Raw genomic sequence first — 15,567 nt, forward strand, 5'->3', positions numbered from 1 at the left:
CACGTGCAGGACGTCATGCCACAAAAGTCGATGGCCATAGGGATCGATATCGGCGGCACCAATTTGCGTGCCGCGCGCATCTCGGGCACCGGTGAAATCCTCGAACGCCTTGCCGAAAAGAGCGCGCCCGACGCGGAGCTGGTGCTTGGCCGCATCGCCGACATGGTGCGCCTTCTCGATACGCCTGATGTGGCGGCCATCGGCGTCGGCGTTCCCGGCCGCGTCGACGCACGGCGCGGCGCGGTCCTGTCGGGAGGCTATGTCAACCTCGCTTCGGTCGCGCTCGCGCAGCGGCTGGAAAGCATGACCGGCAAGCCTGTCATCGTCGACAATGACTGCAACATGGCGCTGGCCGCCGAGATGGCGCTTGGCGCCGGCCAAGGCCACGACAACATCGCCATGTTCACCATCGGCACCGGCATTGGCGGCGCCGTCGTCCAGAACCGACGGATCATGCGCGGCCGGGCAACAGCGGGGCAGCTGGGCCACATCACCGTGGACGTCAACGGCGAACTCTGCGCTTGCGGGCGGCGCGGTTGTGTCGAAACCACCAGTTCGGGTACGGCGCTCGGCCGTCACATAGCGCGGGCTGGCCTTGGTCCCGAGGTTTCGGTCGACCAACTCTTTGCCCGCGATGCCGCCGGCGACATCCAGGCGCGAGGCATATTGGAAGCCTGGGCGAGGCCACTGCGCGCGGCCATCGATACCACCGTTGCCGTGTTCGACCCCGACCTCGTCCTGCTTGGCGGCGGTCTTGGCCGGGCGGCACATAGAGCGCTTGGCCACGCGCCGGCGCTGGCGCCGTGGTACCAATGCCCGGTGGCGCCGGCGCAGCTCGGCGACGACGCCGGAGTGATCGGCGCCGGTCTCCAGGCGCTTTCGGCACCGACATCGACATCGCTTTCCGTTCAGCCCGGCCGCGCCAGACGCGCCGTGCTCGTCAACGGCATCCCGGCCAGCGGCAAGAGCACGGTGTCACGCGGCATCGCCGATCGCATGGGATGGCCGCTGCTCGCGCTCGATACGGTCAAGAACCCGTTCCTCGAAGTGCTCGGCGGCGGCGACCGCGAATTCAACCGCACGCTGGGCCGCGCCAGCTACCAGGCAATCTGGTCGCTCGTAGGCGACGCCCCGGCCGGCAGCACCTTCATCGTCGATGCCTGGTTCGGCTTCCAGCCGCGGCAAGTGCTCGAGGATCATCTGCGCAACGCCGGCGTCGAACACACGGTCGAAATCTGGTGCCGCGCGCCGGGCGAAGTTCTGGCCGAACGCTACGGCGCCCGGCTGGGTCAGCGCCTCCCGGGTCATCCCGGCGCTGCCTATATCCCCGAATTGATCGAGCTGGCCAAGCGCGCCGAACCGCTGCGGCGCGGGCCGCTGTTCGACGTCGATACGACGCAGCCGATCGACTTCGAGGCCATCGCCGCATGGCTGCGCGCGACCTTGGCCGGCGACGCGTCGGTCCTTTCAATCAATAGCCGACGGTGAAGCGCTGCCTGACATGCGTCGGCTTCTCGATCTCGTCGACCATGGCGACGGCATAGTCCTCGAAGGAGATGCTGCTACCCTTATCCGAGGCGAGAAGCGTGTCCTTGCCGACGCGGAACTTGCCGGTGCGCTCACCTGAGACGAACATCGCGGACGGCGACAGGAACGTCCAGTCGACGTCGCTGACTGTCTTCAACTTGTCCAGGAAGTCGGCACCCTTCTGTGCCTCGGCCTTGTAGATCGCAGGAAATTCGGCTGTATCGACCAGACGCTTGCCGGGCGCGACTTCGAGACTGCCCGCGCCGCCCACGACCAGATAGCGCTTCACGCCCGAGGCACGCACCGCGGCGATCAGCGTGTCGGGGTCGCTATCCACGAAATGCACCGCGCTGATCACCGCGTCATGGTCGCGGATCAACTCGGCAAGGCCTTCCTTGTCGAAGACATCGCCCTTCTTGGCGGTCACGCCGGGCAGCGCGGCAATTTTTTCAGGGCTGCGGGCGATACCGGTGACCGTGTGGCCACGATCGGAGAGTTCCTTGAGTATGCGCGAGCCGACAGCGCCGGATGCACCGATGAGAGCGACGTTTGCCATGTTCTTTTCCAGTCCTTGTTGGAGGTCGGTTGAGGATCACGCCGCCGCTATATGGGCGACAAGATTGTCAAAGCTGCCGAACAGCGCGTTCGAACCGATGAGCCGGGGCGCTTCGTTGCGGATGGCCGCCAGCGAAGGCACGCCCTTGGCATGCAAGCGCTGGAACAGCGCGCTGCCCCGATTGACCAGGTCGAGGTGCGCCGTCAGTAAGGTTTCGGTCGGGCTCTTCAGGATCGCGGCGGCATCCATCATGCCAGCGCCGGCGAGCACGGCAGCCACGCCTTCCACAGTTACGATATCGCGACCGTCGACATAGCGCGCACGTTGGATTGCCTTGAGCGCGGTCAACCGGCGGCTCGGGTCTTCCAGGCCGGCGGCGCTGATGGCGAGGGTCGCGGCATGCGAGTCCAGCAAGGTGCCACGGATGCCGAGGACATTGTGCTGATAGGGCTGCGTGAACGCTTGTCCGGTCAGACGCTCGATACGCTGGTCGTTCGCCCAGGCGTGAGCGGCAAAACCTTCATCCATCGGCCTCGCGCCCGCTCCCGAAAACAGACCAGTCGGCAGCAATTCGACGCGCACGCCGCTGGCAGCCAATTTGTCCAGCATCGGGGCGGCGCCGTAGCACCAGCCGCAGAGCGGATCGAAAAGATAAATCACATCCGAATTGCTCATGATTGCCTGATATCCCTTGGCGCGGCGTGCAGCGGTCTGGATTGCCAAAATCTGTTGCTCCTATGTGGCAGACAACGATCTTGCGATAAACACCATCCAATAATATAGATTGTCTGACCAGTTCATACAAAGCGATCGCCGTGGCTGACCTGCTGAACCTCAATCGACTGGTCTACTTCACCACCGTGATGGAGACCGGCTCCTTCACATCGGCGGCCGACCGGCTTGGCGTCGCCAAAGCCGTGGTCAGCCATCAGATCGGCAAGCTCGAGGAGGAGTTGGGCGCGACACTCATGCGACGAACGACACGGCGTGTCGCGCCGACCGAAGAGGGACGCCTCTTCTATGATCGTGCGATGATAATCCTGCGGGAAGCGGAGGCCGCCTATGGCGAGATTTCGCGCGCGGCCGTCGAACCGGCTGGAATGTTGAGACTGACGGCGCCGCTCGACTACGGCACGAAGGTGGTTGCACCGGTCATCGCCGCCTATCTGAGAACTTATCCGCATATGCGCGTCGAGGTGATCTTCGACGACGCGGTAAGCAATCTGGTCGACGAGCAGATCGACCTCGGCATCCGCGTCGGCTGGCTTGCTGATTCCTCCAACCAGGCGCGGCGCTTGGGCACGATCCGGCAGATCGTGGTGGCAAGCCCTGCGTTCGCCGCAAGCCTGCCGCAGGACGTGAGCCCGCGGCAGGCGCGGTCGTTGGCCTGGGTCGGAAACGCCCAGCTTCGCGGCGTCGGCCAATGGCTGTTTTCCAGGGATGGCGACAAGGTGCTGACTGAACTCAACCCGGTCATCACATGCGACAAGAGCCCGGCTGCCCATGCCTGCGTGCTTGCCGGCATAGGGCTGGGTGTGTTTCCCGACTACAGCGTCAGCGACGACATCGCCGAGGGGCGGCTGGTTCCTGTCTTTGCCGACTGGGCCTTGCCCAACGGCGGTATCCACGCTGTTTTTCCGCCGGCAAGGTTCAGGCCCGCCAAGGTGCGCGCGTTTGTGGACCTGCTCGCCGCCGCAGAGAGAAAGCGATCGCGCGGCAGTGCCGTGGCGTGAATGCAACCGCGGCAGAAGGTCGGTAATGGCTTACATAAAGCGGTTCTGCCGCACCCCAAAACAAGACATCCGCAGCATTATGAGATCGGAACGCGAACGGCCCGCCGGCATAGAGCCAGGCGGGCCGGTTTTGTTTGGTTGCGGGGACCCGCAACCCGTTTTGTCATAACATCGTCAGACCTTTGGTTTTGGTCGGGTTTGGCGAGTTCGAGGATGCCGAACAACTCGCCGCGTAGCTCGGCATGAACCTCGCCGCGCCTATCGCCGGGCGTGAGCACGATCTCTCCTATCAATGAGCGCAGCGCCTCGGCGGCTGAACGTCCATCGTCGTGGTAGGCAAGCGCTTGCGTGAGTTGCTCGATCCGCTTCTTATAAAGAATGGCGATGTCGGGATGCAGGTCGGGCACGTCGATGGGCGCCACTGCCAGACGCGCGGTGATCTCGGCCTTCTGCCTCTCCAGGTCTTCCATTCTCGCTTTCATCGAAGGTTGGTAGAGGCCATCCTCGATCGCGGCCATGATGCCGGCGATGGCGCGCTCGATCTTGTCGAGCGCCTTGCGGTCCTGGTCGACTTGCGCGCGACGCTCCTGGTTGAGGCGGTTGGTCTCCTGGGCATAGGCCGTGATTGCCTCGCCCACGGCATCGGCCGAGACCAGCCTTTCCTTCAGGCCTGCGAGGACCCGCTGCTCGATCTTCTCGCGGGTGATGGAGCGGCCATTGTCGCAGATGCCCCGGCGCTGGTGGTTGAGGCAGGCATAACGGTCGCGAGTGAACAGGCCGTAGCGCCCGCCGCAGCAGCCGCAGGTGAGCAAGCCGGAAAGGAGGGAGACCGGCCGCTTCATGGTATGCAGCTTCCTGGCCCGGGCCTTGCGCGTGGCGATCGTCACCGCCTCGAACTGGCTGGCGATGGACTTCTGTCTCTCCTTCACGGCCTGCCACAATTCGTCCTCGACGATCCTGAGATGCGGCACCTCGGTGCGGATCCACTTGATTGGCGGATTGGCCCGAGAGACGCGCTTACCCGTGGCAGGATCCTTGACGAAGTGCAGGCGGTTCCAAACTAGGACACCGGTGTAGAGCTCGTTGTTGATGACGCCTGTTCCCCGGATGACATGCCCGCGCACGCTGGTGTCGCCCCAGTGCCGGCCAAGCGGGCCGGGAATGCCCTCCTTGTTGAGGTCGACGGCGATCGCCTTCGGGCTCTTGCCGGCGGCGAACTCGCGAAAGATGCGGCGCACGATGGCCGCTTCCTCCGGCACGATCTCGCGGTCGCCGCGAACGGGCTCGCCTGCTCCATCCAGCTTCTTCACCACCCGGTAGCCGTAGCACAGCCCGCCTCCGGCCTTACCCTTCTCCACCCTGCCCCGCAGGCCGCGATGGGTCTTGAGCGCAAGGTCCTTCAGGAACAGGGCATTCATCGTGCCCTTGAGCCCGACATGCAGCTCGCTGATCTCGCCCTCTGCCAAAGTGACGATAGCGACACCCGCGAATTTGAGATGCTTAAAGAGCGTAGCGACATCTGCCTGGTCGCGGCTGATGCGATCGAGCGCCTCGGCCAGGACCACCTCGAAGCGACCGCGCTGGGCATCGCGTATCAATTGCTGGATCCCCGGCCGCAGCACTGTGCTGGCGCCGGAGATCGCCGCATCCTCATAGGATCCTGCTACGCTCCAGCCCCCGCGCGTCGCCTCTTCGCGGCAAAGCCTCAGTTGGTCCTCGATGGATGCCTCCCGCTGGCTGTCGGAGGAATAGCGGGCATAGACTGCGACACGGGTCATGGCGGCGGATCCTCTCTCCTGTTCCCAAGCGGTTTGCCATCCGGCCCCCTGCTCTCTCCCTCTCGGCGGCCCGGCCGATTGTCGTTGGCCGCCACCCCCGCGTCGAATGCCTCCCGCGCCAGCTGCCGGCCGATCAGCCGGGCGACATCCAGCACCACCCGATCCACCCTGGCCGCCACCGTGAGTTCGGGGCGCTCCTCGGGGATTGCGTGATCGGCGTTGTCGTTCGCCGGGACCAACGCCTGCGGCCCAGTCCTGGTTACCTCTTTCATTGCGGTCTCCCAATAGTGGATCGACCCGCCATCAGAGTCCTTCGGGCGGCGAAGGAAAGCACGAAGTTCACGTCGTAGGGCCACAGCGTGCAATGACTTGCGCCGTGCGGTTTCGTCTCACTCATCAAGGTCGGGCTGCAGGCGACAAATGGTGAGGCGGGCGTGTCAGAAGACTGTTACGTCGTCACGGTGCTCGACCGCGCCTTCCTCTTCCAGCGCAGCGACCAGCTTGACTGCGGACTCCCAATGCTTGGCCACACCGCTCCGTGTCCTTTCCCGGCTCCAGCGACCAACCGGCAAATCACCTGCGATCGCCTTCAAGTCACGCAGTACGGAAGCGATGTGCGGCCACGGGAAATCGGTTGGGTCACCAATGTCTCGATCAGCACCGACGATCATTTCTAACTTGGCGATGACGCCGACGAGCGACGTAGCCGCGATTTCCGGGATCGAATCTTGAAGCTTGAGAGCTTCGGTCATAGCAAAGACCTCAGCCTCCCGCGCAACCGCATACTCCCGTGGACCACCGACAGTGCGCGCCGTTTGGTTTTGAACTCGCTTCTGTGAATCTGCGGTCAATCCCTGAATTCCGGAATTGACCATGATTTGGCTCTCCAACCGCTGCTGGACACGGCACAGCAGCATGGAGATGTACCGCGCCATTTGCCAATCGCTCATCAGCAGAAGTGCGGGATCGCATAGGGCTGCGGGTTGCATTTCCATGTCTTTGCGGCTTGCGGCGAGAGCAGGCGGCTTTTTCACTGCCACAGCATGGCCTCCTTCCGTTGAGCAAGTTTCCCACTGAGTGGCTCCAAACCCAGCCCGGAAACCCGGTTCAGAATGTGATTTGTAGAGAATACTCCGTGGTGAAATACTCTGCAAGGCACTGTTCTCGGAGGCATGGAAATCCGAGAAGCGTTTGCGCAAAACCTAAGAGCCTTGCGGCGGGCTAGAGGCCTGTCTCAGGAAGAGCTTGCGCACCGCGCTGGGATCGATCGCACCTATATCAGTGCGTTGGAACGCAACGTGTACAACGCTAGCATCGATGTCGTTGACCGGCTGGCTGAAGTGCTGGGCGTGGACGTCGCAGAATTGCTGAAACGACCCTAAGTTGATCCGCAGAGATCGAAGTCTGAGCCTGATGAATAGAAACGCACAGACATCCCGTCAGCTAACTTCGCGCGTATTCGGTGAAAGACAGGCCTGACGCAGGAAGACATTAAAGCGCGCTCTGGATTCAGTCAGCCTAGTTTCTATAGAAATATAGGTGCAAGCCGCGCGCCATTAAAACGGCGCTGTTGCCATTTGAATCCGAGCAGTCAGGAAGGGACGGAGCCGGAAACACTCGTTCCAAGGCGAAAAGCAGTCATTCGGAATAAGTCCGCGCGTATCCGCTCGCGAGCGCGCCGTAAGCAGCGCCGTAGCGAGCGAACGGCGGGTTTGCGCCCCAAGTTGGACGCAGAACCCACTTTGCGGGTTTCCCGAAAGCCGACACAAGCAGCGGCCACCTTGGAGGTCCGGTCGCGCCAGGTATCTACCCTGTGCCGAGGGTCAGTATGAACTACCGATCAGGGCGAGCCGAGGTGTTCGTTCGCGTGATGGCGCGGGCGCACTGAAATCCGCGATTATTAGGAACTTCTGTCAGCGGCCCGGAGACATTCTCGTGAACCCCTACTGCGTAGGCGCGACTTGCAGCCTTGCCGATGATCTTGATCCCGGAAAGTCGACGATCCTCTTCGATAGCGGCGCGTCGAATTGAGATAGAAGCAATCATGAGCCCATCTCGCAAGACCGCAATCGCCTTCCTCGCGCTCGTGGTGATGCCGTGGGCAGCTATATGGAGCTGGCAGTGGTTCACGATCGGTCGGTACGAGGAAAGGACCGACAACGCCTATCTGCGCGCTGACATCACAAGTATCGCTCCCAAGCTGGCTGGCTATGTCGTCGAAGTCGACGTGGAAGATAATGCTAGCGTTTCGAAGGGCGCCGTGCTGTTTCGCATCGATGACAGCGACTACAAGGCCAAGGTGGAGCAGGCGAAGGCCAATGTCGACGCCCGGCGGGCGGAAATCGCCAACATCGAGGCAAGCCAAAAACTGCAAGATGCATTGATCGCGCAGGCCGAGGCGCAGAAACAGTCAGCCGCCGCCGACCTCCAGTTCGCCCGTGCCAACCTGACCCGCTATGTCACACTGCAGAAGAACGGCACTGCCAGCGATCAGAAACTGCAGGATGCACAAGCCAGCTACGACAAGGCAAAGGCGTCCTTGGACGGCGCAGAAGCCAATCTGCTGGCTCAAAGGCTGAAGCTCGGCGTCTTGGAAGCACAATTGTCCGGTTCGCACGCGGCCCTATCACAGGCGAAGGCCGCTCTCGATCTGGCTATGCTCGACCTCGACAACACGGTCGTGAGAGCCCCGGTCGACGGGATCGTCGGCAATCGGCAAATCCGTGTCGGCCGTTATGTCACTCCAGGGAATGGGGCCTTGGACATCGTTCCCGTCAACGATGTCTGGATCGTCGCCAACTTCAAGGAAACGCAGCTCAGCTTGGTCGAGATTGGCCAACGGGTACGCGTCACGGTCGATGAATATCCAGATCAAGAAATCGACGGTATTGTCGACAGCTTCGCTCCCGGCAGCGGCGCGGCGTTCAGCCTGCTGCCGCCGGACAATGCCACCGGAAATTTCATCCGCGTTGTCCAGCGTGTGCCGGTGAAGATCAGGATGATACGAAACCCGTTGCCTGGCCGCCTCGTTCCGGGGCTCTCCGCCCGCGTTGCCATCGCCCTCGGAGCGGGCGACGTTCCAGCGGTGGCGTTGGAAATGCGGCCCGGCGACAGTGCCAACGGACGCCCGGTACAGTGATGCACCGCACCAGAGCGTTCCGCCATCCTGATACCCTGCCGTGGGCCTGGCTTGTAGCAACTGGTGTTGTGTTGGCCGCCTTCATGGATGCAGTGGCATCCACTGCACTGTCCATCGGCCGGATCGACATGCTCGGCGACATCTACGCAACGCCGGATGAACTGGCCATGGTCGACATCGCATTCATCGCGGCCAGGCTGACGGCCTTCCTTGTCGCTCCGCTTTTTGTCACAGCCGCAAGGCCGACCGCCTGCCTGCGTGCGGGGGTCGTGATGCTTCTGCTGGGTTGCGCGGCAATGACGCTCTCGGTGGATCTTATCTGGATTTGTGTCTTCCGCATCGTCCAGGGGCTGGCTGGCGGCACAATTCTCGTAGCTGGCCAGACGCTGCTGTTTTTTCGGTTCCCGTCTCGACATCAGCCGATTGTCCAAGCCGTTTTTGCCGTGGGCGCCGTAATGGCTCCAACGACGATTACGCCGGCCCTGCAGGGCTGGTTGGTCGATCATTTCTCCTGGGACTGGATATTCCTCGCCAACGTCCCGCTCGGCATCGCCGCCCTTGTCCTTCTGGCGGCGGATGGCAATCGGACATACTGGCGGGCAACCGCGCTCCCCGTCGTCGAGGTCATTGTGCTCGGCATCAGTACCGCGCTTTTGACATACGTGCTGCTGCAGGGCAGCAGGTTCAATTGGTTCGACGACATGGCGATCATCGGCCTTTCGACCATCGGTGTGGCGGCCGCCGGCCTTGTGGTTGTCCGGGAGGCCCGGTTCCGCTCAGGCTCACTTCAGGCGGTCGCGCCTTTCGCCGATCCGGACTTTCGCTTTGGGTTTCTTGTTAGCCTCGTCGCGGGCTTTGCTCTTTCGGGCAGCACCTATCTCATCCCGGCTTTTGCCCTCAACGTTCTCGATTTTACGGCCACGGCCGCAGGTGTGCTTCTGCTGCCCAGCGGAGCCATGCTGGCGCTGGGACTTCTGTTCTCCGGCCTCCTCATCGAAAAGGCCGGAGTTCACCCGATCGCCCTTGTTCCGTTTGGAGTCCTGCTCTTCTCCGGAGCCATGTGGCTCCTCTCCGGTTCGACGAGCGGTAGCGGCACACCCGACCTGACCCCGGCCCTGTTTCTGCGAGGATCAGGTCTCGGTCTTCTGTTCGTGGCACTGACGCTGGTTACGCTGCGTGGACTTGCTGCCGATATCCTGCCGTTTGGAATAGGGCTGTTCAATCTCGGCAAGCAGGCTGGTGGTCTGATCGGCACGGCGCTCTTGCAAACGTATATCGATCACCAGAACGCTCTCAACCGAACGATGTTGTCCACCCACCTTGTCGGTGGCGATCCGACCCTGGACCAGCGCTTGAGGGCCACTGCGAACATTCTCACTTCGAACGGTGCCGACATTCTAGCGGCGCCCAAGATCGCTTTCCCATTGTTGCAGCGCTCTCTCGAAAGGCAAGCCTCCACGATCTCGTTCGACGAAGCTTTCTTCGCGCTGGTGTTGCTCTTCGCGGTTGCTGCGCCATGCCTGATTGGCGCCAAGCAACTGTTCAGTCGCAAAGTCCCCCGGCGGAATCAAACTGGATGAGCATCCTACATTTTGGAACAGATGTCCTTATCGTCATAGCTTCTAACTTGAATCTTGCGAGCCACGTCCACTAGACTAGACTGGGATGAACACGCGGCCGCGTCGCGCTGCGGTTCATGGATTTCCATGAGATGCGGCTGGGGCGCGGCGCTGCTTATGGTGAGTTTTGGTTCGTCAGCCCAGATCCCAGCTACTGAGAGCAAGTGCTATACGGGGAGCCGACCAGGCCTTGTTTGAGGCGCTGTAGCTTCAATCGGGACGTCTAGGTGCCTCACCCCGGAAGTTAGGTCACTCACATCTCATGGATTTCCATGAGGTGCGGCTGCGGCGTGGTCCGGTTAAGATGATGAACCAATTCGCGAGCCCAGATGGTCAACGATGAGAGTTAAAGAAGGCGCTGACAGTCTCCGCCTTTCATTGTCCGGTAGGAGAAGACAATGACGACAGCGTTCAACTCGCCTAGCGATCCCGACGCGGAAGCGTTGCGGGCGGCTCGGCTCATCGAAAGCGTGGTCGGCAATGGGTGGGCGACAGACGCGGCCGGCAGATTCAGCTATGTTACTCCCAGCACGCTATCGCTTCTCGGCACGACGCTGGAGGAGTTCAACACTTCGTCAGAAGATGGCTCCGCGGGTTGGAAGCGGCTAATCCATCCAGACGACTATGACCGAGCCGTGGCCGAGTGGCGTCGCTGCCTGCGGACAGGTGAGCACTACAATGTGGAGCACCGCATTTTGCGCGCGAGCGGTGCTTACGGTTGGAGTCGAAGCTCCGGACAGCCGCTGTGCGATAGCGAAGGGCACGCCGTTGCATGGTATGGCACACTAATTGAAGGCGATGCGCCGTCCGCAGCCACAGAGCGATTCGCCGATGTGATCAGTGCGGCACTTGAGAAGGAAGCCGCCTCCGACGCTCTCCATTCTCTGAGTCTCGTCCATCCGGATGACCGGACAGCGGCGGCGCACGCAGTCGCCCGCGCCTTCTGGACGGGTGTCCCCCAAGTAACGAGGCACAGGCAACTGCAGGCCGACGGAAGTTATCGCTGGAACGAGACCCGATCGGAGCCCGGCTACAGTGTCAGTGTGGACATTGATGATCTGGTGACAGACGGGGAGCCGCTTTCCGGGGCGGACCTGGATCTCTTGATGGAGAACAATGCCGGGCCAATTCCATCGGCGAAAATCGTTGAAAGCATATTCGGGAACGGATGGGCGTTCGATGCAGCGGGTAGATGGATCTACCTGCATCCATTCGCGCTGAGCTCCCTCGGGGTGACGCTGGAGGATCTGAACGCTCCATTGAACGAGGGGTACACCGCCTGGAAGCGTTTGCTTCATCCAGACGACTATGAGCAGATCGCGGTTATCTGGCGCCATTGTCTGAGGACCGGCGATCATTTCAATGTCGAGTTTCGCTTTCGGCGCGCAAACGGCACCTATGTATGGGCCCGAACCGCCGCGCGGCCCGCGCGCGACAGCCAGGGTCGTATCACGGGATGGTACGGAATCGCGCTCGACAACGATGTCTACAAGAAAACCGTGGCGGAGCTGCGCGGTCGCGAGCGGGAACTTTCTCAGCTCGTCGACATGGTCCCAGTCCAGATAAGACGTCTGACTCCTGAAGGCGAGCCGATCTTCTTCAACAGACGTTTGCTTGATTTCTTCGGTTTCGACGGTGTGGCGGATTTGGACAAGCCGGGGATGACCCGGCTGGCGGCGGCCATACAGTCCCTCGTCTATCCCGAAGACGCGGCAGGCCTCCTTGAGACAGTCCGCCAATCCCTGGCTACTGGCGAACCATACTCCATGAAGTATCGAATGCGCCGTGCGGACGGAGCGTACCGCTGGGTGGATGGTCGCGGCGAGCCGCTGCGTGATCACAGCGGCGCGATCATTCAGTGGTATGCAATTTCTATCGACATCGACGACGAGATGCGCGCACAGGAAGCGTTGCGCGACCGAGAGCGGGAACTCTCGCAACTTGTTGACATGGTGCCGAGCTTCCTGTGGCGCCTGTCTGCGTCGGGCGAGCCGGTCTTCTTCAGCAAGCGAATGGTTGAGTATCTCGGCCTCGACGTAGGAGGATACGAGAATGGGGGAGGAAACGGTCTGAAGGCGGCCATTACGGCTGTCGTACATCCCGATGACGTGGCCAAGCTGGAAGCTGCGATCAACCACTCCGTCGCCACCGGCGAGAGCTTCTCCCTGAACTATCGCCTGCGTCGCGCTGACGGTGTCTTTCGATGGATGTCAGGCCGTGCGGAACCGATGCGAAACGAGTGTGGGGCTGTCGTACAGTGGTACGGTCTTTCGCACGACATCGACGACCAGGTGACGGCAGAAGAAGCGCTGCGGAAAGCCAACCGGCAACTGGAGCAAATGATTGACGCCGTGCCCGTGAATATCCTGAGCTTTGCCCCTTCAGGCAGGATCACCTACACCAGCAAGCGATACCTGGAGAAGGTCGGTTCGCCACCGACGCACATCAATGACTTCGATGCCCTGGCCCGGGACCTGGCCCATCCTGAAGACTTTCCGACAATGTTTCGGAGGGCATCGAATGGCTTTGCGTCCGGCCAGCCTTTTATGAACCGCTTTCGTCGACGCGAGAAGGATGGCGTCTACCGCTGGATAGAAGCTCGAGCGCAACCGTTAAGGGATACCGATGGTGCGATCGTTCAATGGTATATGGCTTCAATCGACATCGAAGACGAGATGCGGGCGCAGGAGGCATTGCGCGAAAGAGAGCGCGAGCTCCAGCAGCTTGTCGATGCCTTGCCGGTCCACATCTGGAGCTGGACGCCAGATGGCAAGCTTGCGTACGTCAATAGGCGGTCTTTGGAGGATCTCGGCATCTACGGAGCGGACTTCGAAGACTTCACCAGGGTGGCGCAAGAGCTGATTCATCCCGAAGATGCTCCCGAGGTGCTCAATAGGTCAGCCAACTGCCTCAAAACTGGCGACTCCTTCATCATGCGGTATCGCCGGCGTTGGAAAGACGGCAGCTATCGCTGGATAGAAGGGCGTTGCGAGCCTCTGCGCGATCGGGACGGAGCCATCGTTCACTGGTACCAGGTCTCCATCGACATCGACGAGGAGATGCGCGCACAGGTGGCGCTGCGCGAGAGAGAACGTTCGCTGTGGCAGCTGGTTGAAACGCTGCCGGTGATGATCGATTGCGCCGCACCGAATGGTGAGCCGATATATCGAAGCCGTCAGCTCCGCGAGTTCCTCGGATATGAGTTGGAGATATTGGACGGTAAGGGAAAATCCCGCCTATCCGGGACACTCGACGAAGGCGTTCATCCTGACGACCTGGCGGGCGTCAAAGCGAACTATGCTCATTCGTTGGCCACTGGCGAACCGTATGCGCGGAGGCACCGTCTGCGTCGCTTCGATGGCGAATATTGCTGGGTCGATACGCGCGCGGCACCGATGCGCAATGCAGAAGGGGCGATTGTTCAGTGGAACGTCGTCTGTCTGGACATCGACGGTGAAGTTCGCACGCAAGAAGAGCTGCGCCTGGCGCAAGAGAGACTTGCACGTGCGAGCCAGGCGGCGAGTCTCGCCGAGCTTTCAGCCTCTATAGCGCATGAGGTGAACCAACCTCTGGCGGCTGTTGTCGCCAACTCATATGCCTGCCAGCGCTGGCTCACGGCCGAACCGCCAAATATCGAGCGAGCGCAGAAGACTGTGGAGCGTATTATCCGTGACGCCAACTCAGCCGCGGATGTCGTCAGCCGCATCCGCGCCTTATTCAAGCAATCTGCAGACGCGATGGCTTACACAGCACTCGACAGCGTCATCGCGGAGGCGCGCGACCTCATCGCCGAGGAGGCGGTGCGGCGCCGTGTTCGTCTGGATATCGATGTCGAAAGCGACCTTCCTATTGTCGCGCTCGATCGGGTGCAGATTCAGCAGGTTCTGGTGAACCTCATCCGCAATGGGATCGAGGCGATGGACTCTGTTACAGGCGACAAGGTTCTTGGACTTCGCGTGCGCCGGATAGGGGACGCGATCCAGATCGAGATTAGCGATTGTGGCCCGGGCATTGAGTTTCCTGATCGGATATTCGAGCCGTTCTTTACGACGAAAGAGAACGGCATGGGCATGGGACTCGCGATCTGCCGTTCGATCGTCGAGTCCCATGGCGGACGGTTGTGGGTGGAGAAGAGCGAGCGGCACGGGTCTGCGTTCGTCTTCACGATGCCCGTTGAAATGAAAGCGGCAGCATGACGCCCCACGATCAAATGGTCTTCATCGTCGATGATGACGTGCGTATTCGGGAAGCACTTGGTGAGCTTCTGGAGTCCCATGGCATGCGAGCCGTAGCGTTCGGATCGGCCGGCGACTATGTCCTTGCCGACAAGCCGGACGTCCCCGCATGCCTGATCCTCGATGTGGAATTGCCTGACATCAACGGTCTCGATCTGCAGAAGCAGATCGCCGAGGGTGATCATCCGCCGATCGTCTTCATAACCGGGCATGGAGACATTCCGTCCTCGGTGCGTGCGATCAAGCACGGCGCTGTGGACTTCCTGACAAAGCCTTTCAGCGATGCGGACCTCATGGTTGCGATCCGGGCAGCGATCGCCCAGGATCAGGAAAGGCGATCAGAGCGCGCCGAGCTCACCGTGTTAAAGCAACGCTATCAAGAGCTCACGCAGCGAGAACGCGAGGTGCTGCCGCTGGTTGTGAGTGGCCTGCTCAACAAACAGGCCGCGGCTGAGTTGGGGATCAGCGAGGTCACGCTGCAAATCCATAGACGGAACGTGATGCAGAAAATGGCTGCGGCATCACTCGCTGATCTCGTGCGCATGGCGGAGCGGTTGGAGATACCGATCAGCCACTCTCGGCGAACGGGAGGGAACGGAGTGTGAGCAAGGTGCGACCTGTCGTGGCGATTGTCGATGACGACCCAAGATTGCTCGAGTCGCTCGAGAACCTTTTGGAGTCTGCGGGCTATGCTCCCCGCAGCTTCTCGTCGGCGGGATCACTCCTCGTCAGCGGGCTCTCCGACGTGGACTTGCTCATTACCGATATCGGGATGCCTGGGACGGACGGCTTTGAACTTCGTGACTTGGTCAAGAAGACGCGTGCAGACCTACCGGTTTTCCTGATCACCGGACGCCATGAGATAGCGGATCAGTACCGTGCCAAAGGCATCAGCGGATTTTTCCGCAAGCCCTTCGACGGCCAGGCCCTACTTGCAGCCGTGAGCGAAGCTTTACGCAACCAAGAAACCGAGGGATGAA

Annotated in this window: 13 protein-coding genes; 8 read left to right on the plus strand and 5 right to left on the minus strand. The window is 61.3% G+C overall.

Annotated elements, in window-relative coordinates:
• Positions 1–15 precede the first annotated feature (15 nt).
• Positions 16–1,488, plus strand: coding sequence for an ROK family protein (locus tag FJ936_RS07965; protein WP_140787794.1), 1,473 nt, complete (start codon positions 16–18; stop codon positions 1,486–1,488).
• Here the strand turns inward: FJ936_RS07965 and FJ936_RS07970 are convergent.
• On the minus strand, positions 1,472–2,083 hold the full coding sequence (locus FJ936_RS07970; protein WP_140787792.1) for an NAD(P)-dependent oxidoreductase: 612 nt from the start codon (positions 2,081–2,083) through the stop codon (positions 1,472–1,474). The two genes, FJ936_RS07965 and FJ936_RS07970, sit on opposite strands and share 17 nt — an antisense overlap.
• Before the next feature lie 36 nt (positions 2,084–2,119).
• Positions 2,120–2,758: a DsbA family protein gene (locus tag FJ936_RS07975; protein WP_140713121.1), complete on the minus strand. Its 639-nt coding sequence runs from the start codon at positions 2,756–2,758 to the stop codon at positions 2,120–2,122.
• Positions 2,759–2,898: 140 nt separating this feature from the next.
• Here FJ936_RS07975 and FJ936_RS07980 point away from each other — a divergent pair, with 140 nt between their 5' ends.
• Positions 2,899–3,816: a LysR family transcriptional regulator gene (locus FJ936_RS07980; RefSeq protein WP_140787790.1), complete on the plus strand. Its 918-nt coding sequence runs from the start codon at positions 2,899–2,901 to the stop codon at positions 3,814–3,816.
• A gap of 77 nt (positions 3,817–3,893) precedes the next feature.
• Here the strand turns inward: FJ936_RS07980 and FJ936_RS07985 are convergent, their stop codons facing one another.
• The 3 genes from FJ936_RS07985 to FJ936_RS30840 all read right to left on the minus strand — a co-directional run bounded on the left by FJ936_RS07985 (position 3,894) and on the right by FJ936_RS30840 (position 6,634).
• Positions 3,894–5,594, minus strand: a complete 1,701-nt coding sequence (locus FJ936_RS07985; protein WP_141906321.1) for a recombinase family protein — start codon at positions 5,592–5,594, stop codon at positions 3,894–3,896.
• Positions 5,591–5,866 carry a hypothetical protein gene (locus FJ936_RS07990; RefSeq protein ID WP_141906322.1) on the minus strand — a complete coding sequence of 92 codons (276 nt, stop codon included), beginning with the start codon at positions 5,864–5,866 and terminating at the stop codon, positions 5,591–5,593. The genes FJ936_RS07985 and FJ936_RS07990 overlap by 4 nt, the downstream gene beginning before the upstream one ends.
• 165 nt (positions 5,867–6,031) lie before the next feature.
• On the minus strand, positions 6,032–6,634 hold the full coding sequence (locus FJ936_RS30840; RefSeq protein WP_246680419.1) for a hypothetical protein: 603 nt from the start codon (positions 6,632–6,634) through the stop codon (positions 6,032–6,034).
• Positions 6,635–6,766: 132 nt separating this feature from the next.
• Between FJ936_RS30840 and FJ936_RS08000 the strand changes: the two genes are divergently transcribed.
• The 6 genes from FJ936_RS08000 (at position 6,767) to FJ936_RS08025 (ending at position 15,566) form a co-directional block, all read left to right on the plus strand.
• Complete coding sequence (locus tag FJ936_RS08000) at positions 6,767–6,976, plus strand: helix-turn-helix transcriptional regulator (protein WP_141906323.1); 210 nt, start codon at positions 6,767–6,769, stop codon at positions 6,974–6,976.
• A gap of 593 nt (positions 6,977–7,569) precedes the next feature.
• Positions 7,570–8,733 (plus strand): HlyD family secretion protein, encoded by a 1,164-nt coding sequence (locus tag FJ936_RS08005; RefSeq protein ID WP_246680420.1) that lies wholly within the window; start codon positions 7,570–7,572, stop codon positions 8,731–8,733.
• The gene (locus FJ936_RS08010; RefSeq protein ID WP_141906352.1) at positions 8,733–10,313 is read left to right on the plus strand and encodes an MFS transporter; all 1,581 of its coding nucleotides are present in this window, start codon (positions 8,733–8,735) and stop codon (positions 10,311–10,313) included. Before FJ936_RS08005 ends, FJ936_RS08010 begins: the two co-directional genes overlap by 1 nt.
• Positions 10,314–10,750: 437 nt before the next feature.
• Positions 10,751–14,548: a PAS domain-containing protein gene (locus FJ936_RS08015; RefSeq protein WP_141906324.1), complete on the plus strand. Its 3,798-nt coding sequence runs from the start codon at positions 10,751–10,753 to the stop codon at positions 14,546–14,548.
• Positions 14,545–15,192 (plus strand): response regulator, encoded by a 648-nt coding sequence (locus FJ936_RS08020; RefSeq protein ID WP_141906325.1) that lies wholly within the window; start codon positions 14,545–14,547, stop codon positions 15,190–15,192. The genes FJ936_RS08015 and FJ936_RS08020 overlap by 4 nt, the downstream gene beginning before the upstream one ends.
• Positions 15,189–15,566, plus strand: coding sequence for a response regulator (locus FJ936_RS08025; protein WP_141906326.1), 378 nt, complete (start codon positions 15,189–15,191; stop codon positions 15,564–15,566). Before FJ936_RS08020 ends, FJ936_RS08025 begins: the two co-directional genes overlap by 4 nt.
• The last annotated feature ends 1 nt before the right edge of the window (position 15,567 follow it).

The sequence above is a fragment of the Mesorhizobium sp. B2-4-13 genome (assembly GCF_006658535.1).
Classification (GTDB): Bacteria; Pseudomonadota; Alphaproteobacteria; order Rhizobiales; family Rhizobiaceae; genus Mesorhizobium; species Mesorhizobium australicum.